The sequence below is a fragment of the Levilactobacillus spicheri DSM 15429 genome (genome assembly GCF_001435095.1).
In the GTDB taxonomy this organism is placed as follows: Bacteria; Bacillota; Bacilli; order Lactobacillales; family Lactobacillaceae; genus Levilactobacillus; species Levilactobacillus spicheri.
Genome location: NZ_AZFC01000035.1, coordinates 268,755 through 290,150 on the forward strand (window position 1 = coordinate 268,755; position 21,396 = coordinate 290,150).

A 21,396-nucleotide genomic window follows, 5' to 3' on the forward strand; every position below is an offset into this window, starting at 1 on the left:
CGATTTTCACAGGGCTTCAGAATCGTGCCCACCACGACCATCTTGCTCGCCGGCGTGAAGCGACTGAAACCGCGGACTATAGCATTTCCGCCATCACCCGAATAAAAATGGACCGCGGCATCGTTCCCCGCGGTCCATTTCTAAGATGCCCTGCCTCACCAGAGCCGTGCCCACACAAGCGGCTGGCGGTCAGGTCATCCTGCGTTACTTATTCGCAATGTAGGTCTTGCTGAAGTCCCAGTTAGAGCTGACTGGGAAGTAGATCAGACCCTTGACCGTCGACTTGACCAGTTGGGGTTTCCCGGGTTGGTAAATCGGGATGACCCCTTGGTCCTTCATCAACGTCTTCTGGGCGTCCACCAAGTTATCCCAACGCTTAGCTGGGTTGTTGGCGTTCGTCGTCGTGGCGTCCTTGATGTCTTGGTCGTAGGTGCTGGACTTCCAGCCACCGTTGTTGTATGACGCGTCCGACGTGAAGAGGGACAGGTCGGTGATTGGGTCAGGGAAGTCGGCGCCCCACAGCGTGACGACGGCGTCAAAGTCGTGACTCGCGGAACGGGCTAACCGTGTCTTGTATGGCAAGTTAGAGTTGGTGACCTTCAAGCCCGGCAACTTCGACCACTGGCTCTGCACGTACTCGGTGGTATTCTTACCGACCGGCGTGTCGTCGGCCAACAGCGTCAGGCTGTAGCTCGTCTTCCCCGTTTCCTTCAGGGCTTCCTTCCACAACTTCTTCGCCTTGGCTAAGTTGTAGTCGACCGCGGAAGGTACCGAGGCAGACTTAGCAAAGTCTTGGCCGTTCCGAATGGACAATCCGGTCGTGACGAAACCGGTTGGGACCTTCGAGCCGTCGTCCAAGACCTTGTTGACGAACTGATCACGGTTGATGACCAGTGACAAGGCTTGACGGGCCTTCTTGTTCTTTAGCACGGCGTCCTTGCGTTGGTTCAACTCAATGTACGCGATGGACGAGCCGGTCCGGGAGAAGTAGTTCTTACTGTTCTTGTAGTTCTTCGGTTGTTGGCCGCTCAGGTAGGTCGCGTCCAGCTTGCCGCTCTGGTATTGACTCAACGCGGTTTGCGGATCCTTGACCGTACTGAACTTCACGTGTTGTAACTTCACGTTCTTGGCGTCCCAGTACTTGCTGTTCTTGGTCAGCGTCCAGTTGTCCGACGTCCCGGTCCAGTAAGTCAGCTTAAAGGCCCCGTTGTAGACGTTGTTCTTGGCGTTGGTCCCGTACTTCTTCCCCAGCTTCGTCACGACGGACTTGTTTTGCGGGAAGAAACTGGTTTGGGCGACCAACGTTGGGAAGTAGCTGACCGGATGCGTCAAGGTGACGACCACCTTGTACTTGCCCACGGCCTTGATGCCCAGCGTGGAAGGCGCCTTCTTGTTCTTCATGATGGCGTTCGCGTTCTGAACGTCCGCGTAAAGGTACGCGTACTGCGACCCGGTCTTCGGGTTCACCGTGCGTTGCCAGCCATAAACGAAATCTTGGGCGGTCACGGGGTCCCCGTTACTCCACTTCGACTTCCGTAAGTTAAAGGTATAGGTCTTCCCATCCTTGGACTTACTGTAGCTCTTGGCGACCCCGGGGTACGTCTTGCTGTTCTTACCGAACTTTAACAACCCTTGGTCAACGTTGTTTAACGTTTCACCGGACACCACGTCGGTCGCTAACGACGGATCCATCGTGGGTAACGCCGAACTCTCCATCCAGTTCAACGTCTGATTCTTTGCCTGACCGGCATTACTGGAAGAACTGCTGCCACAGGCCGCCAACAAAATGGCGGAGAAGGTGGCCACGGTCCCCAGCTTGAAAACTGAAGATACTTTCATCAAATCCCAACCCCTCATGGTCTCTATGTACACGCTCAATGAATTAAACGTTGAACCCATAATAAGTTAAAATAAGATGAGAATCAATGGTTATTTTTAATATTTTTACCATTCTTTGGCCGTATTCGGTGGTATTCATCTCATTTTCATTCAATAATCCCCCTTTTTCGCTGGTCAGCTGCGTCTCACCGATGGCGACATTAGCTGGCCGATGCCACCGCCGAGACTAGCGGATAACGCCCACGTTTCGCCAGATTCTGTCGGCTGCCGTCTTTTCCTCAATCCGTGACTCATCGACCGCCTGAATCAGACAAGTAGCTGATTAAAATGAAATGAGTGTTTATCATCACTTTTTGCAAACGCCTTTCATCGCCGTTGTCCCGCCACACTAAACGGGTCCCGCAACCGTCACGCCCCTAAAAATGGTATACTGGCTCCAAGAACCTTATGAGGAGGGTGACTTTATGGATGAAACGCCAGCAACACCCGTCGTAACCATTGGCCTCAATTCCGGCCAAGCGACGTTTGACTATTCCATGGAAGAACTAAAGGCCCTAGTCGAAGCCAACCACATGACCGTCGTCGAACAGGTCCAGCAAGCCCTGACGAAGCCCAACCCCGGCACCTACTTCGGGACCGGGAAAGTCGAGGAGCTCGCCACCATCGTCGCCGATGACGGCGTCGACACCGTCGTGGTCAACGACGAACTGACGCCCAGTCAGATTCGGAACCTGGAGAACGGGACCAAGGCCCGCATTATCGACCGCACCGGCCTGATCCTGGAGATTTTTGCTAACCGGGCCCAGTCCCGCGAAGCCAAGCTCCAGGTCCAACTGGCCATGCTGCAGTACCAGCTGCCCCGCCTGCACACCAGCGCCTCGCAACGATTGGACCAACAAGGCGGCGCCGGGGGCCTCGCCAACCGGGGGTCCGGTGAATCCCAGACCGAAATGAGTCGGCGGACCATCGAACGGTCGATCAACCACGTGAACCACGAGCTCAAGGAGATCAACCAGGCCGCCGAGACCCAACGGGCACAGCGGGAACGCAACGAACTGCCTTCCGTGGCCCTGGTCGGCTACACCAACGCCGGGAAATCGACCATCATGAACGCCCTGGTCCAGCGCTTCGGCAAGAACGAGGACAAGCAGGTCTTCGTGAAGAACATGCTGTTTGCGACCCTGGACACCAGTGTGCGTCAATTGATCTTCCCCGACCAAAAGAAGCTGCTGCTGAGTGACACGGTCGGGTTCGTCAGCCAACTGCCGACCAACCTGGTCAAGGCCTTCCGGTCGACGCTGTCCGAGGCGGCCAACGCCGACCTACTGATTCAGGTGGTCGACTACGCCGATCCGAACCGCGACGCGATGATGCAGACGACCGAGGACACGTTACAGGAGATTGGCGTGACCGACGTGCCGATGATCACGGTCTTCAACAAGGCCGACCTGACCGACGCCGAATACCCCAGCCGAGCCGGTGATCAACTGATCGTCTCGGCCAAGGACGACGCCTCGATCGACATGCTGGTCCAGGTCATGAAGGAAAAGGTCTTCCACAACTACGTGACGGCTAACTTTTTGATTCCGTTTGCGGCCGGTGACGTGGTGGCCTACTTCAACGACCACGCCAACGTCCTTTCCACGGACTACCAGGCCGATGGAACGGCCATGCGGGTCGAACTCCCCAGCGCCGACTTCAACAAGTACAAGCGCTACGTGGTGACCGATGCCGACGCGGCTGAAGACTAGCGTGAATAACAGACGCTCCGCGCCGGCGAGCAAGATGGTCATGGTGGGCACGACTCCGAAGCCCTGCAAAGAACGCAGGTCTCCGGAGCTCGGCCTTGATGTAACCTGGCTGAGAAACACCAGGTAACATCAATTTCACCATGCCCATCAAGTCGCCTCTGCTCCGCTCACATGCCAAATACCCATGACAGAAGAATGGGTGACCGATGGCAGCCTCGGCCGTGTCAGAAACGATTTCTGATGACGACGATGACTGTGGCGGGGCCCCGCGCGGCAGAAGTGGCGGTTCGCCCCCGCATACATCATGATGAAGACAACTTAAAAGCCGTCGACTCAGCGCTCAAGATGCGTTGAATCGACGGCTTTTTGTGTTTGATTTATAACGTTGTCACGGGACAAGTTAGGCCCCATGACCACCTAATTTGGACAAATCTATCCCGTTTGGTGACGGTTACGCCACTTAGTCAGCGAAACAGAGGCGACTTGATGACCGTGGTGAAATTGATGTTATTCGGCGTTTTTTGCCGGATTACATCAAGGCCGAGTTCTGGAGATCCGCGGTCTGGGCGGAGCTTCAGAATCGTGCCCACCTCGGTCATCTTGCTCGCCGGCGTGAAGCGAATTCGCCCACGCCCACACCACCTAACTTAAGCTTGACGCCGCTCCAGGTAACGGGCTAACACGGACAACGCGTAGCACACGATGAAGTAGAGCACCGCAATCGCCAGGAACATCGGGATGATGTAGTTGGTGTTTTGCCCATAGATGATCTGTGAGCGGTACAGCATTTCCGGCAACAGGATGATCGTCGCCAGGGACGTATCCTTGACCAGCGAGATAAACTGACTCACGATGGCCGGAATCATCTTGACCATGGCCTGCGGCAACACGATGTGCCAGAGGCCCTGCCAGTAGGTCAGCCCGTTGGCCCGGGCCCCTTCCATCTGACCCGGATCCACGGCTTGGATCCCGGACCGCACGATTTCCGCCAGCATGGCCGACTCGAAGATGGTCATGGCCAGAATCGCCGCCGGAATGACCTCGGGTTTGACCCCCAGGTTCGGCAGGCCGAAGTAAATGAAGAACAGAATCAGGATCAGCGGCAAGTTCCGAATAATATCGATAATCAGACCCACGATGGCCGAGACGTACTTGATCTTCACGTACCGAATGACCCCTAAAATGGCCCCAATGATAAAGCTGCCGATAATCGAGGCGATTGAGACCAGAATCGTGATTCCCAGGCCCCCGAACAGGTAGCGTAAGTTATCTGGGGAGTAGGCCGCAATAAAATTATTTAGCATCGTAATCCCTCCCCTAGGCTAACCGTTTTTCCAGGTAGCGCATGTAGTAACTAATCGGCATGGTAATGATCAGGTACAGGACCCCGACCGCGGAGTAAGCCGCCATGGTTTCCAGCGAGCTCGACGCGATGGCGTTCCCCTGATACATCAGGTCAAAGCCCCCGACGAAGGCTAACGTCGACGAGTTCTTGACCAGGTTCACGAATTGGTTACCCAGTGGTGGAATCACGTACCGAAAGGCTTGGGGCAGGACGATGTAGCGCATGGCCTGCCAGAAGGTCAGCCCGTTCGACCGGGCCCCTTCCATCTGGCCCGGATCCACGGACTGGATCCCCGCCCGCACCGTTTCGGCGATGAAGGCCGACGTGTACAGCGTCAACCCAATGGTCCCGGCCGTGAAACCGTTGACCTTGATGACGTACAGCGGAATCACCACGTAGAAGAACATGGTGATGACCAGCAGCGGAATGTTCCGGAAGACTTCGATGTAGACCCGGGCGATGCCGCGGGCCACCTTGTTCGGCGACTCCTCGAGCAGCGCGAAGAAGGTCCCGATGATCAGACTGAAGACCAACGCAATGAGGCTGCATAACAGCGTTTGACCCAGGCCATAGAGGAGCGTGCCCCCATAGTTCGCAAAAATATGAATCATTCTCTAGCCGCCTCCTTGTAGTCGAATCCTTTGACGTTGTGGAACCACTTGTGCAGAATTCTGTCGTATTCCCCGTTCGCCCGTAATTCGGCCAAGGCCTTGTTCACGGACTGACGGAATGGCGTTTGGGCCTTGTCGACGGCGATCCCGTAAGGTTCGGAGACGAAGGTGCCGCCCGTGACCACGTAGTCCGGGTTCTGCACGGACATCCCGTAAAGGATCCCGTTATCGGTGGTCAGCGCTTGGCCCTGCCCCGACTTCAAGGCGGTCATGGCCTGCGCATAATCGGTCAACTGTAACACCTTGGCCTGCGGTGCGACCTTGGCCACGTTTTCCACGGAATCCGACCCGACGACCCCTAAAACGGTGCCCTTTTGCCGGTTCAGATCCTTGACGTTCTTAATGGAACTGCCCTTCTTGACCAGGAGCGATTGCCCGGCGTAGAAGTAAGTATTGGTAAATGCGACCTGCTTGCGCCGTTCCGGCGTGTTGGTCATGGTGGCGATAATGGCGTCGATGTTCCCGTTTTTCAACATCGGCATCCGCGTGGAACTCGTCACCTGAATAAACTTGGCCTTGGCGTCCTTGCCCAGCATCTGCTTGGTCAACGCCGTGGCGAGGTCGATTTCGAACCCCTTGATCTTGCCATCCTTGGTGTCCAGCAACCCGAACAAGCGGGTATCAGCCTTGACACCCCAAGTCACGGTCTTGGCTTGGCGGTCGGTCTTTAAGACGTTCCGCTGGGATAGCGGTTTGGACCCGCACGCACTGACGACCACGGTTAACGTCAGCAGTGCGACAATCAGGCCCAGGCTACGCATAAATTTTTTCATCATAACTGCGGACCTCCCTGACTGTCTTAATGCAAAATCTTGCTAAGAAATTGGCGTGCCCGTTCGTTGCTGGGTTCCCCGTTGAAGAACTTGTCCTTGGAGTCGTCCTCGAGGACCCGCCCGTCGGCCATAAAGATGACCCGGTTGGCCACTTCCCGCGCAAAGCCCATTTCGTGGGTCACAATCAGCGACGTCATACTGGAGTCCTGAGCGATGGTCTTCATGATGTTCAGAACATCGTCGACCATTTCGGGGTCCAGCGCACTGGTGGGTTCGTCAAACAACAGGCACTTCGGCTTCATCGCCAGCGAACGCGCGATGGCGATCCGTTGTTGTTGCCCCCCGGAGAGTTGAGCGGGCATCTTCGGCGCTTGGTCGGCCAACCCGACCCGGTCGAGCATCTCCATGGCCACCTTCTTGTTCTCCGCCTCGTCGCGGTGCAGCACGATGCGGGGCGCCAACATGATGTTCTCCAAGATCGTCTTGTTGGCGTACAGGTTAAAGTGTTGGAACACCATCCCCACGTTCTTGCGGATCCGGTTGATATCGGTCTTCGGGTTCGCCAGGTCTTGCCCGTTGACGATCAGTTGCCCGTCACGAATCTGTTCCAGCCCGTTGACCGAGCGAATCAGCGTGGACTTCCCAGACCCGGATGGCCCGATTAAAACGACCGTTTCGCCGGCCTCAATGGTGAGGTTGATATCGTGTAACGCGTGGAAGTCGCCATAGTACTTCTCCACGTGGTGAAATTCAATCATTGACATAATTTTCCCTCCACTAAAATAGTTGATGGGTTTCATTCCTGAAGCCCATCACTAAGGTTTTTGTGGCACCTACTTCGTTTCGACTTCTGTTCCTTAATAGGGTCTAAATTAAATTTTAAACCAAAAAAAATGGCTGGTCAAAATTTCCCGCTTGGAGTTGCCCATTCCCTTCAACTGTTTAGATGGCAAACCGGTTATCCCCCGTGGGTTTCCTGGCTTCCAAAAAAGTTTCCCCGTCTTGTCAGGTTCCTTAACATTTCACCCGGCTGATGGCCCGGTCGACCGGTCGGAAAACTATTTTTCGGGACCAATGGTTTCCTGGAGAAACCAAAAAAGCCGACACTCCGCAGAATGTCGACTCGTCTGATTCAGCTATTAATGGTGGTACCGGGAGCGCCGCGTCATCGGCTCACTGTCCGTTGACGATGGTGTCGCGGTCCGCTGCCGCTCATAGCGCTGCTCGCGCGTCGGGGCGCTGGCCGCCGCCGAGGTCGCCGACTGGTCATGGTGCTTGTAGGCAACCTGGACCGCGACCGTGAACGGGTTCTCCTGTTCGATCAGCGTGGTCCGCCCAATCACCTTGAACGGTCCCCCGACCAACGTGGCGTTGGCCAGGTACAGGTCGAATTGGTCGCGGACGTCGCGGACGTTTTGCAGTCCGACCGTGCTGACCGTGCCGACCCGTTGCTTATCGGCCTGGTTCAAGCCGGCGTACACCACCAGCTGGTCGTTTTCGGTCTGCATCTCGAAGTACGGGATCAGGATGCCGGGGCCGGACGCGTAGACCGGCTTGCCGTCCTTTTGGACCTGTTCCATGATCTCCCGGTCGCCTAACCCGGAGTAGTCCAGGTTCAAGAGACGGTTCTGCTGCAGCTGGGTGGCCAGGTTCTGGACGTTCTGCGCTTCCTGAACCGTGGTGCTGAGCTTGCCCGGCAAAATCTTCTTTTCGTCGAAGTAGCCGTTGGCCGGGATGTTCCGGCCGTACCCGCGCCGCGCTTGGGGCGTGGTCTCTTCGGTCTTGGGCTTCATGTGGAGCCACTTCTCGATCTTCGGTGAGATGTCGAAGGGCGCCTTCTTATTGGTGAAGTAGTAGACCACGTTCAAGAAGACGAAGTACAACAGGATCACCGCGACCAACAAGATCAGGAGACCCCAAAACGGGTGACCGTTTTGCAGGTACCGAAAGGCGATGTAGAAGAGGTAGAAATCCCCTAGGGCGCCCAGAATCGTGTAGGCGCGGTTTTTGATTTTAACGCTGATATTAAAGTAACCCAGATAATGGTTGACCATATCGAGGAAGCTTAACATGGTTCATCCCCCTTTCTTCCTTATTGACCGTCATTGGTCGTGGTGCTGGTACCCGTGGTCGTGCCACGCGTCGTGGTGTGATTCGTCGTGGTATCGCCGCCGTCCGTAGTCCCCGTATCGGTGGTATCGTCGGTGGTGTCATCGGTCGTCGTCGTGCTACTGCTGGTCGTTGGGGTCTTCGAGGAGGACGTGGTGCCCGTGGTCCCCGTCGTCGTCCCGTTATCCGTCGTTGTCGAGCTCGACTTCTTCTTGGATTCCGACGTGGTGTTCGCCGACGAACTTTGCGTATCCGTCGAGGAACTGTCTTCTGCCGACGAGCTGTCATCACTGCTGCTGTCGCTACTATCCTTCGACGAGTCTGAATCCTTCTTCTTATCGCTACTATCGCTAGCCTTCTTCTTAGAATCGTCCGAGAAGCGACTGGACGAGGTGCTGACGACCGAAGACGTCTTCGACGCGCCCTCGTTCGTGTGCGTCACCGTATTGGTCACCACGTTGGTGGCCCCCAACGCCAATGCCATCGAAAGGATCGCAAATGGCGTGATAATGGGTGGTGTCCGGTACGCCATACGACATTCCTCCTTGTTTTTCCATTTAGAATCATTATCTCATGACCACCTTAAAAAAGCGGTCAAGAAACTGTTAATTTTTCACTAAAGATGCTTCGGTGACCCCGGCGGCCTTACACTCGGCGCACAGGCCGTACAGCTCGAAGCTGTGGCCCGTCACGTCGCAGCCCGGTAACTGTGCGGTGAAGAAGTCCATCGGGCACATCTGCAGCTCCGTGACCTTGCCACAGTTCTGACAGATGAAGTGGTGGTGGTGCTGGTGGTGGAAGTCACACTGGTACTTGACCCGCGTGCGTTCCTGCTCCGTGTTCTGCTCCACGATGCCAACTTCCTCGAACTCCTTCAGGTTCCGATAAACCGTGTTGTGGCTCATCCCCGGAAATTCATCGCGCATGTAGGCATCCACGGTGACCACGTCCGTGTAGTGCGCCTGGTTGGTCAATAAAAACTCTAAGAGCGCATGACGTTGCTTGGTCAGTTTTAAGTTGTTCTTCCGCAAGATAGCCACCGCGGTGGTCAATGGTTCTGTCATGAAGACGGCCTCCTTTATCGAAATTCATTGGGCGAAGTCCCTGTTAGTTTAGCATACTTCCCCTTAAACGCAACACGTCCCGTTATTCGGCGGCTAACCGGGTCATCAGTTGGTCCAGCTGAATCTGGGTCTGGGCCCAGTGATCGTTGTTCAACTGCAGTGCTCGCCCCGCGAGTGCCAGCGGCATCTTCAGGTCGCGGCGGTACTCGGGACTGGCGAAACGTTGCTTGAGCATGGTGGTGTCGTCGCCGCGTTGGGTCACCCGCTCCAAGAGTTCGGCGGGTTGGCTGACGGTCAAGAATAGGATGACGACCTGGTCCCCCAGCTCCTGGGCGTAGGTGATGGCGCCCTTGGTGTCCAGCACGATGGCCGGGAACGGCGCCCGTTTGAAGCCATCGGCGATGCCCTCCCGTGAGGAGCCGTAATGGTAGCCCGCGTAGACCACCGACTCCAGGAAGTGGCGCTGCTTAAACGAGGCATCGGTCTCGAAGTAGTAGTCCTGACCGTCCACCTCACCGGCGCGGGGCGGCCGCGTGGTGTGGGTCACGATGCGGGTCACCGGGTAGTGGCTGGCCAGATAGTTCTGGACCGTGGTCTTCCCGGTCCCCGTGGCGCCCGTAATCACAATCACTTTGGGGGTCATACCGCACCCTCCGTCAGGTAGGCGTGAGTCTTGGTCAGAACGTCCTTGAGGTTGTCAAAGGTCAGCGTCGCGTGGGCCGTCGCGTAATCGAACCACCCGTAGTCGCTGATCTCCTCGACCTGCCGCGTCACGGTCACGTCGTTTGGCACTAAGGACGTGTAGAGGACCACGTGCTTGTGGTGGCCGTTGCGCATGTCGTAGTCCAGGACGGTGGAGAATTCGGGGTCGATGGTCACGTTCAACTGGGTCTCTTCCCGAATCTCCCGGACCGCCGTGGCGATATCGGATTCGTCACCTTCGACGTGGCCCTTGGGGAAGCCCCAGAAGTTGCTGGTGGCACTTTTTAATAATAAATACTGTGGTTGACCGTCGTGTAATTGATACACCACGGCGCCACTGGCTCTTTCGGTAATCATACGATTGCCTCCTTAATAGTTTCTGCGTGTCGGGGTAGCCCAACTTCCGCTGTATGGTGACTGCACAATCCCGTTTTGTTCGGGTCATCATCCACCGTCAGCGGAACAGAGGCAACTTGCTGGTCGTGGTGAAATTGATGTTATTCGGCGTCTTCTGCCGGATTACATCAAGGCCGAGCTTCGGAGACTCGTGGTTTTCGAGGCTTCGGAGTCGTGCCCACCTCGACCAGCTTGCTCGCCGGCGTGGAGCGCTGGTGACACCACCGGAAGCGCTGAACACATCTACATCCCCCGACACATATTCCGTTCTATTTTATCGCCAATTAGGGGGGCTGGCTACCATTTCGTCGGGTCAACGCAAAAGATTTGGGCTGGTCGGCGAGAAATCGGCCCCGAATCCCTGACTCTCATTGACTTTTAATTTAATTCTAGGGTACACTAGCCAAGATATTACCACTCTAAGGGGGCCTCTTATGGCTATTTCACGAATCTTCCGTCGCGAACGACTCGACAATTATTTACAAAGTGACAAACAATTTGCTAAAACCATGACCGCTAAGGACTTGATGTCGCTGGGCATCGGTGCCGTGATTGGGACCGGGATCTTCATTCTCCCCGGGACCATCGCCGCACAGTACAGTGGTCCCGGCATTGTGCTGTCCTTTCTGATTGCCGCCATCGTTTGTTCGACCGCGGCCATGTGCTACGCGGAGTTCGCCTCCGTATTGCCCGTGGCCGGTTCCGCTTATTCCTACGGGAACCTGGTCTTCGGCGAGGTCATCGGGTGGGTGCTCGGCTGGGCCCTCATCCTCGAATACGTGCTGGCGGTCGCGGCCGTCTCCACGGCCTTCGGGGCCTACTTCAACTCGTTTCTCGCCGGCTTCGGCCTGCACCTGCCCAAGGCCGTGAGTGGGTCCTTCGATCCCGCTCACGGGACCTACGGCAACCTGGTCGCCATTCTGGTGGTCCTTTTGATCAGTTGGTTACTTAACCGGGGCATGCGCGAGTCAATGCGCGTCAACGACACGATCGTTATTGTTAAAATTGCTATTATCATCCTCTTCGTCGTCGTGGGCGTCTTCTACGTGCGTCCCAGCAACTGGCAGCCCTTCGCCCCATTCGGCACCCACGGGATCCTCCGCGGGGCCTCGACCGTGTTCTTCGCCTACCTAGGCTTTGACGTGGTCTCCGCCTCGGCCGCCGAGGTCAAGAACCCCCGGCGCAACATGCCGATTGGCATCATCGGGACGTTGATTGTGGCCACGGTGCTCTATATGCTGGTCGCCATCGTGCTAACCGGGATGGTGCCGTACACCAAGTTGAACGTCGCCGACCCGGTCGCCTTCGCGTTGACCCTGGTCCACCAAAACTGGACCTCCGGCATCATCTCGCTGGGGGCGCTGGCCGGCATGTTCACCATGATGGTCACCATGATCTACAGCTCCTCGCGGCTGATCTACTCCGTGGGCCGTGACGGCTTACTGCCGAAGTTTCTGGGCAAGATCGACCGCCAGACGGGGACGCCCAAGAACAGCCTGGCCGTCATCACGGTGGTCATCGCGTTACTGGGCGGCTTCGTGCCCCTGGCACAACTGACCAACCTGGTCAACATTGGGACGCTGGTCGCCTTCCTGTTCGTGTCGTTCGGCATTATTCGCCTGCGGCACCTGCCGGAAATGCCCCACAACTCCGGTTTCCAGGTTCCCTTTTACCCGGTCTTGCCCATCATCTCCGGGTGTCTGTGCTTCTACATGATGCTTCAGCTTCCCGCCGAGACCTGGATTGCTTCAACCATCTGGTTCGCCCTGGGACTGACCATCTACCTGACCTACGGCGTGCGTCACAGCCGCCTCAATGATCAGGACTAATTTTGGCTTGTTTCTATCATTAAATTAAGGTAGGCGATTTTTTTATGCGTAATCAACAATTTGCGATTCGACCAACCACGCCCGAACAGGCCCTGACCGAACTCCGGGCCGTTCACTTTTTGGACGCGACCAACGCCACACTTTCCACGCCCAGCGCTTTGCTCACGGACTTTTTGGCCAAGAGCTGGCCAGAATTTCCCGCCACGGCGAGTGTCCAACAGCAGCTCAAAAACCTGATGGCCACGCCCGACACGGACGCCCAGGCGTTTTTGAGTCAACAGGCAAACGTGCCGGTCACGGTCTTCTATAACCTGGCCCTGCAACGCCTGGGATTCGCCGTCGACGAGGACTTCTCGTTGGCCGACCCCCTGAGCGCGATGCAGAAGATTCGGCTGCCGGTCAGCCCCCACGCCGGGGAGGACCTGACGTTAGCCGAGCTGAAGCAGGCCTGGTACTTACTGTTAGCCACCCACACCAAGAACGGGCAAACCTTCTTGGACCAGCTGGGGACCCACGGCTACTTCGTTCCCTTCTACACCGATCCGACGGTCACCAAGCCGCTGCTCTTTAACGGCAAAACCCAGCCCGTCTTCGACACCCACCGGCTGATCCGGGAGGTCGTTTACGTCGAAAGTCCTCAGGATACCGACCACGACGGTCAACGGGACCTGCTCAAGGCCGAAATCCTGCGGCCGGCCGAGACCAACGACGGGCTCAAGGTCCCCGTGCTCTACACCGCCAGTCCCTATAACCAGGGCACCATGGACGCGCAGGGCGAGGCGTTGACCCACAACGTGAACGTGCCGTTACAGGCCAAGCAGCCCAACGACCTGACCCTGGCCGACGTCACCGCCCAACCGGACACGACACCGCTGCCGGCCGGGCGTGCCGTCACGCAGACCACCCAGACCGCCGAGGAGACCTTCGCGCGCGATGAGTCCTACACGTTAAACGACTACTTCCTGGCCCGGGGCTTCGCCGTGGTCTACGCCGCCGGGATCGGTAGCAAGGACTCCGACGGGCTCTGCACCACCGGGGACCCCGAAGAGACCACGTCGACCATCGCCATCATCGAATGGCTGGCCGGCCACCGGACCGCCTTTACCACCCGAGAGGCCCAAACGGCCATCCCCGCCTGGTGGTCCAACCACGCCGTCGCCATGACCGGACGCTCCTACTTAGGGACCCTGGCCACGGCCGCCGCCACGACCGGCGTCCCCGGCTTAAAGACCGTCATCAGTGAGGCCGCCATTTCGAGCTGGTACGACTACTACCGGGACGGCGGACTGGTCATCGCCCCCGGGGGCTTCCCCGGCGAAGACGCCGACGTTTTGGCCGAAGAGGTCTTCAGCCGGCAGCTGCAGGCGGGCGACTACCACCGTATCCAGGCCAAATGGCAAGCCCAACTGGCCAGCATCACCAAGGAACAGGACCGGGCAACCGGGAACTACAACACCTTCTGGGACGCCCGCAACTACCTGAAGAACGTCCACAACATCAAGGCCGACCTCCTCTTGGTCCACGGGCTCAACGACTGGAACGTCAAGCCGCGGAACGTCAATAACCTCTGGAACGCCGTGCGGGACCTGCCCGTGACCAAGAAGCTGATCCTCCATCAGGGCCAACACATCTACATCAACGCCTTCCGGTCCATCGACTACACCGACATGGTGAACCTCTGGCTGACCCACGAGCTCTTAGACGTCGACAACCAGGCGGAAACCATCCTGCCAAACGTGGTCATCCAGGACAATACCCAACCGGAGACCTGGCACGCTTATCCGGACTGGGACGCCCCTACGAACCCGCGGCAGACCTTCGACTTACAGGAGGACCAACTGGTCAGTGAGCACGTTGAGACGCGTTCTGGCGCCGTCAGCTTCAACGACCAGCTGCCCAGCGAGCAGTTCAACCACTACGTCCAGCACCTGGACGACTGGGAAAGTGACCTATTAGGCGACAAACACAACCGGATGGCCGGTCACCGGCTGCTCTTCAAGTCCGCCGGGTTGACCGACGAGCTGACCCTCGACGGGAAGCCCACGGTCCACCTCAGCGTGGCCGTTAACCAACCGGTCGGCATGTTGAGTTTCCAGCTGGTCGATTACGGCGACGCCAAGCGCCTGAAGCCGTCCCCCACGATTCTGGCCCGGAAGTCCCTCGATGAAGGGTTCCAGTGGCGTGAAGACGACCTGCGCGAGTTTCAATTAGGCGGCGTCACCCCGTGGCACCTGATCTCGAAGGGCCATCGCAACCTGCAAAACCGGACCAACGCCTACCACGTCGACGAACTGAAGCCCAACGCCTTTTACGACCTCGACGTCACCCTGCAACCGACCCACTACCGGTTACTGCCGGGACACCAGCTCGGCCTGGTCATCTACGCGACCGACTTCGGCATGACCGTTCGGGGTAACCAGGACCTGCAGTACTCGATTCAGCTGGCCGAGGCGACGTTGACGGTGCCGACCGTGACGCGCTAACCCCTTCGATAGATGAGGCCAATCGCTTCACGCCGGCGAGCAAGCGGGTCGTGGTGGGCACGACTCCGAAACCTCGAAACCCACGAGTCTCCAGAGCTCGACCTTGATGTAATCCGGCAAAAGACGCCGAATAACATCAATTTCACCACGACCCGCAAGTCGCCTCTGTTGCGCTAACACGAGTGCGCGAATCAGCCCAAACCAACCAAACAATTTTATGGATGGTCCCCTCCCCTTTAATCGGGCTGTCACCCAAGCGGCGTTGCTAACTTGTGAGCAGTCGTCACGGGCTGAACCGTTCAGACGCTGGGTGCTGGGACCGTTACTTTAGGGGATCGACTGATTGTGCCCCGGCTTAAATTTGGTTTTTAACAAAACAGTGATAAACTAATAATATTCTAAGAAAGCGGAGGATTGATTGAGATGAAGCAAGGAACCACGATTATCACGCTAGACAACGGCTACCACCTCTGGACGAACACACAAGGCACGGGTGACATTCACCTGCTCGCCTTACACGGGGGCCCCGGTGGCAACCACGAATACTGGGAAGACACCGCGAAGCAGTTAGCCAAGCAAGGCCTGAACGTTCAGGTCCACATGTACGACCAACTGGGTTCCTGGTACTCCGACCAACCCGACTACAGCAAGCCGGAAAACCAAAAGTACCTGACCTACGACTACTTCCTGGACGAAGTCGAAGAAGTTCGGCAAAAGCTGGGCATCGACCACTTCTACCTGATCGGCCAATCATGGGGCGGCGCTTTGGTTCAGATGTACTCTCTCAAGTACGGTGAACACCTCAAGGGGGCCATCATCTCCTCCATGGTCGACAACATCGACGAATACGTGGTCAACGTCAACAAGATCCGGGAACAGATCATGACGGCCGACCAATTGGCCTACATGAAGCAGGTCGAAGCTAACGGCAACTACGACGACGCCAAGTACCAAAGCTTAGTCGACATCCTGAACAAGGGCTACGTTGACCGTAAGCAACCCGCTGCCATCTCCCACCTGATCGACACCACGGCCACCGACGTTTACGGGGCCTTCCAAGGGGACAACGAATTCGTCATCACCGGGAAGCTCAAGGAATGGGACGTTCGCGACCAACTCAAGAACGACCAAGTCAAGACCTTAGTGACCTTTGGGGAACACGAAACCATGCCACTGGCAACCGGGAAGCGGATGGCCGAAACCATCCCGCACGCTCGGTGGGCCACGACGCCTGAAGGGGGTCACCACCACATGATCGATAACGCACCCGTTTATTACGATCACCTGGCAACCTTCATCCGCGACGTGGAAAACGACAACTTCAACGATTAATCCGGCAATATCAAAAGGGACCCGCCAACGCGGATCCCTTTTTTGCTTGCGATAAATGTCGTTATAGTCCCGTTGAAACTAGCAGCGGCGGTCGATTACTTCCGCTCAGCTGGGCCGTGACGACCATGGGCACGAGCTTCCAAACACTCCCCAAACTATGAGCTTACGTTTTGGAACCATCTGAGTGCCAGCAATCTTAACCATGGCAGTGACTCACCTGTACGGTACTGGAGATGATGATTCATGATAGATTGGCTCCCGATGGTCCGCCGGCTAGGTCGCCAGACTGTTTGGCACACGTCGCGGTCATCAGCCATGTCAGCGTAACAGAGGCGACTTGCGGGTCGTGGTGAAATTGATGTTAGCGGGCGTTCTTTGCCGGCTTACATCAAGGCCGAGCTCCGGAGACCACGCTTTTTGTGGGCTTCGGAGTCGTGCCCACCTCGACCCGCTTGCTCGCCGGCGTGAAGCGCCAATCCCAGCGACCATCCAGGCTTAGTCGGCCTCCACGTGGCGAATGATGCGGGCCGGGTTGCCGGCCGCAATCACGTTGTCCGGTAGGTCGTGGGTCACCACGCTGCCGGCCCCGACCACGACGTTATTGCCGATGGTCACGCCCGGCAAGACGATGACGTCACCGCCGAACCAGCAGTCATCCCCGATGGTGATCGGCAGGTCGTACTGCCACCCCTCGCGTCGCAACTGCTTGTTCGTGGGGTGATGGTTCGGCGTAAACAGCCGGCAGTTCGGGCCGATGAAGCAGTACTTACCCACCGTGACCTGCGCGGCACTCAGCACCTGAAGCCCGGCGTTAAAGAAGCTGTGCGCGCCGACGTGCAACGCCTCGGGGTATTCGATCCCCATGATGGGAAAGTAGATCTCCACGTCCTCTCCCAGGTCGGGAATGAACGCGTGCAGCTGCTCGACCGCCGCTTCCTGGTCGGTCTTGGCAACGTCGTTAATGTGTTGGATCACCTTGGCACTGTGTTTGACGATGGCTTGCAGCTTAGGCTCGTGGCCGTACTGGTACCAATCCCCGTCCGCAATCTTTTGAAAAATCTCTTTTTTGGCTAACGCCGCGATATCCGGCTCGCCCATTTTTTTGACCATTCTACACCGCTCCTAATTTATCGCACAATTTTAAGTTCGTGATTATATATTAGCATAAATAACCGTGGTTGGCCCATAAAAAAACGGTCACCCCAGCGGGCAACCGTCGTTTCGTCAGATATTCGGTTAGTGGATAACCACTTTCATGCCGTAGGGCACGTTGGTGTAGACCCACTTGGCATCGGCCACCGACAAGCGGACACACCCGTGCGATGCAGCGGACTTGCCCAGCTCCTCGGCCTCACTCTTGATGTAGTGGCCGTTCTGATCCGTCGGGACACTGTGGAACAGGTAGATACCGTGGTCCTTCCAGGAGACCCAGTAACGGGCCCCTTCACCGGAGTTTTGATTGTAGAAGAATTTTCCCCGTTCCCCTTGGATGTGAAAGGTCCCGTGCGGGGTCCCGTTCTTCTTCCCGGTCCCCGTCGAGCAATACATGGTGTAGAGCACCTGCTTGCCGTCCTTCACGTAGACCCGCTGCCGACTGGTATTCACGTCCAGCCAGGCATTGGGGTGCGCCTCCAGGTCCGGATAAGCCTTATCCTCAGAGGGTTCTCGCCAGTTGATGGTCTTCGCCTCTGCCTGCGTCGTGTTGGTGGTCGCTTTTTGACTCGTGCGGGGCGCCGTTGACGTCGTTTGGTGCGTCAACCGATGCAAGCCCCAACCAGCAACCAGCACCACGATGACCAGCAGAAATAATTTTCTAAAATGTCTCATGTGGCTCCGTCCTTTACCCGTAATTTTCAATCCAGGTTACACTCTAAGCGCTTTTTCTGAAAAAGGGAACACCTTTCATCAAAACGTAACGTTAATTTGAAGAAGTCTTAAGACTCAACTTTTCAACGTTCAAGATCTTGTCCACCAGCCCCGTGTAGAAGCTGGCCTCATGGCTGACGATGATGGCGTTGCCCGGGAAGTTCGCGATGGCGTCCTTCAAGGCCTGCTTGGTCTCGTCGTCCAAGTGGTTGGTCGGTTCGTCCATGATCAGGAAGTTCGCCGGCTCAAATTCCAGCATGGCCAGCTTGACCTTGGTCTGTTCTCCCCCGGAGAGTTCGCCGATGGGCTTCATGGCGTTGGCCGAATCCAGCCCACACTTCGACAGCTTGGTCCGAATCGCCTTTTGGGGCAGCTTTTCGTACTTGGCCTGAATGATCTGGAGCGGCGTCTGTTGGTTGTTGTCCCACACCAGGTCTTGGCTAAAGTAGCTGATCTTGGCCGACGGTGAGAAGTGGGCCTCGCCACCCTTGGCCTTGATGATGCCCAGGATGGACTTGATCAGCGTCGATTTCCCGACCCCGTTGAACCCGGTCAGGCCCACCTTCTGGTCGGTCGTTACGGAGAACGTCACCGGCTTCAGCAGCGGCCGTTCGTACCCCACGGACAGTTCGTCCACCACCAGGGCGTTCTGCGACCCCGTCGCTTGGTACGGGAAGTCGAAGTGCGCCTGGATGTTGGTCGACGGCGGATCGACCCGGTCCATCCGGTTCAGCATCTTCTCCCGGGACTTGGCCATGGTCGACTTGGACCCGGCCTTGTTCTTCCGGATGAAGCGCTCCGCCTTTTCGATCACGACCTGTTGCTTGTCAAACTCACGTTGTTGCGCCTTTTCCCGTTCTTCACGCTGCCGCATGGCCTGCTTGAAGTTGCCCCGGTACTTGGTGATCCGGCCGAACGCCACGTTGATGATACAGTTGGTGACGTTCTGCAGGAAGTCGTAATCGTGAGACACGATCAAGGCGGCCCCGTCAAAGTTGTTCAGGTAGTCTTCCAGCCAGGCGATGTGCGCCACGTCCAGGTAGTTGGTCGGTTCGTCCAGCAGAATCACGTCGGGGTTTTCCAGCAATAGCTTGGCCAAGATAATCTTGGACCGTTGCCCCCCGGACATCTGGGACACTTGGTGGTCCCGGCCGATGTCGTCCAGGCCTAACCCGGAGATGACCCGTTCGATTTCCGTTTCGACGTCGTAAAAGTTCCGGGCGTCCAGCTGTTCTTGGATCCGGCCGGCCCGCTCGAGCAGCTTGTCGTCCATGTTTGTGGCGTAGTCCGTGTACAGCTGCGTCATCTGGTCGTTCAACGCGTACAGGTCGGCGTAAGCCGTGTGCAGGAAGTCGATCAGCGTCATGCCCTCCGGAATGTCCGCATATTGGTCCAGGTAGCCGATGCGGGCCTTCTTTTGCCACTTGATGGCTCCCGTGACCGGAAGCTCCTGGCCCGTAATAATCTTGATGAGCGTCGACTTACCGACACCGTTTTGTCCCACGACGCCCATATGTTCACCCTTGTTGAGTTGAAAACTGGCGTCTTCGTAGAGCTTCTTATCGGCAAAGCTCATGCTCAGGCCTTCAACTTCTAGTAATGGCACGTTTAAATCCTTCCTTTCTTCTCTTATGCACTCGCACAAAAAGGGAGTGGGGCCCAAGCGGTTAGTGCTCGCCAGCTGACCTGCGGCGTCCGTTGCGACACCCTCACGGAAAGAGGCTCCCGGCCCGTTGTCCCACTCACAATTCTTCATTAATATAGTATCCCATAATTTAACACGAAAAGTTACCGGCCGTCAACAGCGCTGCCTAGGGGGTGGCCCGGGAACTATGCTATAATGAGTGAAATTTACTTTGCTAAGGACTGACAAAACTATGAATATTCGCGACATTGACCACATTACCCTGACCGTGAGCGACATCGAGCATTCCGTTCGGTGGTACCACGAGGTCTTCGACCTGCCGATCATCGAATTTGACGATGGCCGGCGCGGGGTCCAAGTCGGCAAACAAAAGATCAACTTCCAGGTCGCCAGTGACCCGCACCTGCCCGTGGCCAAGCATCCCACGGTGGGCGGTGCCGACTTCGCCCTGATTGCCACCGACCCGCTGGCCAACATCTTATCCCACCTCACCAACTACGCCGTCGAGATCGTCGACGGGCCGCTCCCTAAGATGGGGGCCCAGGGACCGATGACCTCGGTCTACGTGCGCGACCCCGACGAAAATCTGATTGAGATTGGAAAGTACGATAAGTAATTTAATTCCGAGGAGGAACCGCTGGTCATGAACAATCTGTCATCTGGTTTTTCGGCCGTCATCAATTGGCTATTACGCGCCATCTGGTGGATCGGGTTTATCGTCATTTACCTGTTCGATACCTCTATTCTCAGCTTAGCCACCAGCCAGGCGAAGCAGCAGCCGCTCCTGGCGAACCGGTCGATTGGGATCATGCTGATCTATTCGGCCCTGTTACTCGCGTTCATCAGTTGGCGCTACCACCGCCAGCTGGCCGTGCAAAATCCCAAGCACCTGGGCCGCACGCCCGCGACCGTCGAGCACATTTTGCAACTGGTGGGGCTCTTTGTGCTGATGCTGGTCATCCAGTTCTCCTGGTCGTTTCTGATCAGCCAGCACATCTTAGCCACGCCGGCCAACCAGACCGCGTTGAATCAGCAGGTGCTGCAATTGCCGTTTTGGAACCTGGCCTACTCCATCTGCTTTGCGCCGGTGATCGAGGAGTTGATCTTTCGGGGGATCTTCCTGAACTACTTCTTCCGCAGCAACAAGCGCTGGGTCAACTTCCTGGGCGTTTTCGTTTCCGGGCTGATCTTCGGGATGATGCACGTGGGGAGCTTCTCCCCCACCCTGCTGATGTACTCGGCACTGGGCTGGGTCCTGGGCTTCACCTACCTGCACTTCCGCGACATCCGCTACAACATCGCGTTGCACTTCATGAACAACGCCCTTTCACTTCTGTGAACAAAAACACCGTCCGGTTTGGGCGGTGTTTTTTCGTTGGGTTAATCGTGTGATTGTTGTGTTTCTGCGGTGGAAAGAGTCGATTGTTAGTCATCATGAGTGAAGCACCTATCCCAGTTTGGTGAGCGAAGCAACAACAAGCGGTTTGCTAGCACCGTGACGACGGTGTTGCCGTCATTGTCGTCGTTGGTCAGGCCATCATCTATCCCGCAACGTGGCGTCGGCGTTTTCCCCCGTGGTGAAATGATTGTT

Annotated in this window: 19 protein-coding genes; 6 read left to right on the forward strand and 13 right to left on the reverse strand. The window is 56.9% G+C overall.

Annotated features, from left to right (window positions below; translation table 11 throughout):
• Positions 1 to 204: 204 nt before the first annotated feature.
• Positions 205 to 1,839, reverse strand: a complete 1,635-nt coding sequence (locus FD37_RS10065; RefSeq protein WP_056965090.1) for a peptide ABC transporter substrate-binding protein — start codon at positions 1,837 to 1,839, stop codon at positions 205 to 207.
• Positions 1,840 to 2,303: 464 nt separating this feature from the next.
• Between FD37_RS10065 and hflX the strand changes: the two genes are divergently transcribed.
• On the forward strand, positions 2,304 to 3,590 hold the full coding sequence (gene hflX / locus FD37_RS10070; RefSeq protein ID WP_056965092.1) for a GTPase HflX: 1,287 nt from the start codon (positions 2,304 to 2,306) through the stop codon (positions 3,588 to 3,590).
• Positions 3,591 to 4,237: 647 nt separating this feature from the next.
• On the opposite strand, the gene FD37_RS10075 is transcribed toward hflX, so the two are convergent.
• The 9 genes from FD37_RS10075 to FD37_RS10115 form a co-directional block, all read right to left on the reverse strand.
• Positions 4,238 to 4,894 carry an amino acid ABC transporter permease gene (locus FD37_RS10075; RefSeq protein ID WP_045808134.1) on the reverse strand — a complete coding sequence of 219 codons (657 nt, stop codon included), beginning with the start codon at positions 4,892 to 4,894 and terminating at the stop codon, positions 4,238 to 4,240.
• 13 nt (positions 4,895 to 4,907) lie between these two features.
• Positions 4,908 to 5,546, reverse strand: a complete 639-nt coding sequence (locus FD37_RS10080; protein ID WP_045808133.1) for an amino acid ABC transporter permease — start codon at positions 5,544 to 5,546, stop codon at positions 4,908 to 4,910.
• Positions 5,543 to 6,379 carry a transporter substrate-binding domain-containing protein gene (locus FD37_RS10085; protein WP_045808347.1) on the reverse strand — a complete coding sequence of 279 codons (837 nt, stop codon included), beginning with the start codon at positions 6,377 to 6,379 and terminating at the stop codon, positions 5,543 to 5,545. Before FD37_RS10085 ends, FD37_RS10080 begins: the two co-directional genes overlap by 4 nt.
• 26 nt (positions 6,380 to 6,405) lie before the next feature.
• Positions 6,406 to 7,143, reverse strand: a complete 738-nt coding sequence (locus FD37_RS10090) for an amino acid ABC transporter ATP-binding protein (protein ID WP_045808132.1) — start codon at positions 7,141 to 7,143, stop codon at positions 6,406 to 6,408.
• A gap of 375 nt (positions 7,144 to 7,518) precedes the next feature.
• Complete coding sequence (locus FD37_RS10095) at positions 7,519 to 8,451, reverse strand: DUF6681 family protein (RefSeq protein WP_056965094.1); 933 nt, start codon at positions 8,449 to 8,451, stop codon at positions 7,519 to 7,521.
• 20 nt (positions 8,452 to 8,471) lie between these two features.
• Positions 8,472 to 9,020: a hypothetical protein gene (locus tag FD37_RS10100; RefSeq protein ID WP_045808130.1), complete on the reverse strand. Its 549-nt coding sequence runs from the start codon at positions 9,018 to 9,020 to the stop codon at positions 8,472 to 8,474.
• 73 nt (positions 9,021 to 9,093) lie between these two features.
• Positions 9,094 to 9,552 (reverse strand): Fur family transcriptional regulator, encoded by a 459-nt coding sequence (locus FD37_RS10105; protein WP_045808129.1) that lies wholly within the window; start codon positions 9,550 to 9,552, stop codon positions 9,094 to 9,096.
• Between the two features lie 82 nt (positions 9,553 to 9,634).
• Positions 9,635 to 10,195: a nucleoside/nucleotide kinase family protein gene (locus FD37_RS10110; protein ID WP_056965096.1), complete on the reverse strand. Its 561-nt coding sequence runs from the start codon at positions 10,193 to 10,195 to the stop codon at positions 9,635 to 9,637.
• Positions 10,192 to 10,611, reverse strand: coding sequence for a bis(5'-nucleosyl)-tetraphosphatase (locus FD37_RS10115; protein ID WP_056965098.1), 420 nt, complete (start codon positions 10,609 to 10,611; stop codon positions 10,192 to 10,194). The genes FD37_RS10110 and FD37_RS10115 overlap by 4 nt, the downstream gene beginning before the upstream one ends.
• 473 nt (positions 10,612 to 11,084) lie before the next feature.
• Here FD37_RS10115 and FD37_RS10120 point away from each other — a divergent pair, with 473 nt between their 5' ends.
• The 3 genes from FD37_RS10120 to FD37_RS10130 all read left to right on the forward strand — a co-directional run bounded on the left by FD37_RS10120 (position 11,085) and on the right by FD37_RS10130 (position 16,294).
• Positions 11,085 to 12,479, forward strand: coding sequence for an APC family permease (locus FD37_RS10120; RefSeq protein WP_045808126.1), 1,395 nt, complete (start codon positions 11,085 to 11,087; stop codon positions 12,477 to 12,479).
• 44 nt (positions 12,480 to 12,523) lie between these two features.
• The gene (locus FD37_RS10125) at positions 12,524 to 14,962 is read left to right on the forward strand and encodes a Xaa-Pro dipeptidyl-peptidase (RefSeq protein WP_056965100.1); all 2,439 of its coding nucleotides are present in this window, start codon (positions 12,524 to 12,526) and stop codon (positions 14,960 to 14,962) included.
• 423 nt (positions 14,963 to 15,385) lie between these two features.
• Positions 15,386 to 16,294 carry a proline-specific peptidase family protein gene (locus FD37_RS10130; protein ID WP_045808124.1) on the forward strand — a complete coding sequence of 303 codons (909 nt, stop codon included), beginning with the start codon at positions 15,386 to 15,388 and terminating at the stop codon, positions 16,292 to 16,294.
• A 495-nt stretch (positions 16,295 to 16,789) separates the two neighbouring features.
• Here FD37_RS10130 and FD37_RS10135 read toward each other — a convergent pair whose 3' ends face one another.
• The 3 genes from FD37_RS10135 to FD37_RS10145 all read right to left on the reverse strand — a co-directional run bounded on the left by FD37_RS10135 (position 16,790) and on the right by FD37_RS10145 (position 19,766).
• Positions 16,790 to 17,404, reverse strand: a complete 615-nt coding sequence (locus FD37_RS10135; RefSeq protein WP_045808123.1) for a sugar O-acetyltransferase — start codon at positions 17,402 to 17,404, stop codon at positions 16,790 to 16,792.
• 126 nt (positions 17,405 to 17,530) lie between these two features.
• Entirely contained in the window at positions 17,531 to 18,121 is a 591-nt protein-coding gene (locus FD37_RS10140) for a L,D-transpeptidase (RefSeq protein WP_045808122.1), read from the reverse strand.
• A gap of 91 nt (positions 18,122 to 18,212) precedes the next feature.
• On the reverse strand, positions 18,213 to 19,766 hold the full coding sequence (locus FD37_RS10145; RefSeq protein WP_056965102.1) for an ABC-F family ATP-binding cassette domain-containing protein: 1,554 nt from the start codon (positions 19,764 to 19,766) through the stop codon (positions 18,213 to 18,215).
• 271 nt (positions 19,767 to 20,037) lie between these two features.
• On the opposite strand from FD37_RS10145, the gene FD37_RS10150 reads away from it, so the two are divergent.
• Both FD37_RS10150 and FD37_RS10155 read left to right on the forward strand, forming a co-directional pair.
• A complete protein-coding gene (locus FD37_RS10150) occupies positions 20,038 to 20,421 on the forward strand; it encodes a VOC family protein (protein ID WP_045808120.1) in 384 nt (127 codons plus the stop codon).
• Positions 20,422 to 20,448: 27 nt separating this feature from the next.
• Positions 20,449 to 21,144 (forward strand): CPBP family intramembrane glutamic endopeptidase, encoded by a 696-nt coding sequence (locus FD37_RS10155; RefSeq protein WP_056965104.1) that lies wholly within the window; start codon positions 20,449 to 20,451, stop codon positions 21,142 to 21,144.
• Positions 21,145 to 21,396: the final 252 nt, after the last annotated feature.

Excerpts from the sequence above, each read along its gene's own strand:
- FD37_RS10105 (WP_045808129.1), bottom strand. The coding sequence starts at position 9,552 with ATGACAGAACCATTGACCACCGCGGTGGCTATCTTGCGGAAGAACAAC.
- FD37_RS10150 (WP_045808120.1), top strand. The coding sequence starts at position 20,038 with ATGAATATTCGCGACATTGACCACATTACCCTGACCGTGAGCGACATC.
- FD37_RS10085 (WP_045808347.1), bottom strand. The coding sequence starts at position 6,379 with ATGAAAAAATTTATGCGTAGCCTGGGCCTGATTGTCGCACTGCTGACG.
- FD37_RS10110 (WP_056965096.1), bottom strand. The coding sequence starts at position 10,195 with ATGACCCCCAAAGTGATTGTGATTACGGGCGCCACGGGGACCGGGAAG.
- FD37_RS10135 (WP_045808123.1), bottom strand. The coding sequence starts at position 17,404 with ATGGTCAAAAAAATGGGCGAGCCGGATATCGCGGCGTTAGCCAAAAAA.
- FD37_RS10080 (WP_045808133.1), bottom strand. The coding sequence starts at position 5,546 with ATGATTCATATTTTTGCGAACTATGGGGGCACGCTCCTCTATGGCCTG.
- FD37_RS10090 (WP_045808132.1), bottom strand. The coding sequence starts at position 7,143 with ATGTCAATGATTGAATTTCACCACGTGGAGAAGTACTATGGCGACTTC.
- FD37_RS10065 (WP_056965090.1), bottom strand. The coding sequence starts at position 1,839 with ATGAAAGTATCTTCAGTTTTCAAGCTGGGGACCGTGGCCACCTTCTCC.
- hflX (WP_056965092.1), top strand. The coding sequence starts at position 2,304 with ATGGATGAAACGCCAGCAACACCCGTCGTAACCATTGGCCTCAATTCC.
- FD37_RS10125 (WP_056965100.1), top strand. The coding sequence starts at position 12,524 with ATGCGTAATCAACAATTTGCGATTCGACCAACCACGCCCGAACAGGCC.
- FD37_RS10130 (WP_045808124.1), top strand. The coding sequence starts at position 15,386 with ATGAAGCAAGGAACCACGATTATCACGCTAGACAACGGCTACCACCTC.
- FD37_RS10115 (WP_056965098.1), bottom strand. The coding sequence starts at position 10,611 with ATGATTACCGAAAGAGCCAGTGGCGCCGTGGTGTATCAATTACACGAC.
- FD37_RS10120 (WP_045808126.1), top strand. The coding sequence starts at position 11,085 with ATGGCTATTTCACGAATCTTCCGTCGCGAACGACTCGACAATTATTTA.
- FD37_RS10100 (WP_045808130.1), bottom strand. The coding sequence starts at position 9,020 with ATGGCGTACCGGACACCACCCATTATCACGCCATTTGCGATCCTTTCG.
- FD37_RS10075 (WP_045808134.1), bottom strand. The coding sequence starts at position 4,894 with ATGCTAAATAATTTTATTGCGGCCTACTCCCCAGATAACTTACGCTAC.
- FD37_RS10140 (WP_045808122.1), bottom strand. The coding sequence starts at position 18,121 with ATGAGACATTTTAGAAAATTATTTCTGCTGGTCATCGTGGTGCTGGTT.
- FD37_RS10095 (WP_056965094.1), bottom strand. The coding sequence starts at position 8,451 with ATGTTAAGCTTCCTCGATATGGTCAACCATTATCTGGGTTACTTTAAT.
- FD37_RS10155 (WP_056965104.1), top strand. The coding sequence starts at position 20,449 with ATGAACAATCTGTCATCTGGTTTTTCGGCCGTCATCAATTGGCTATTA.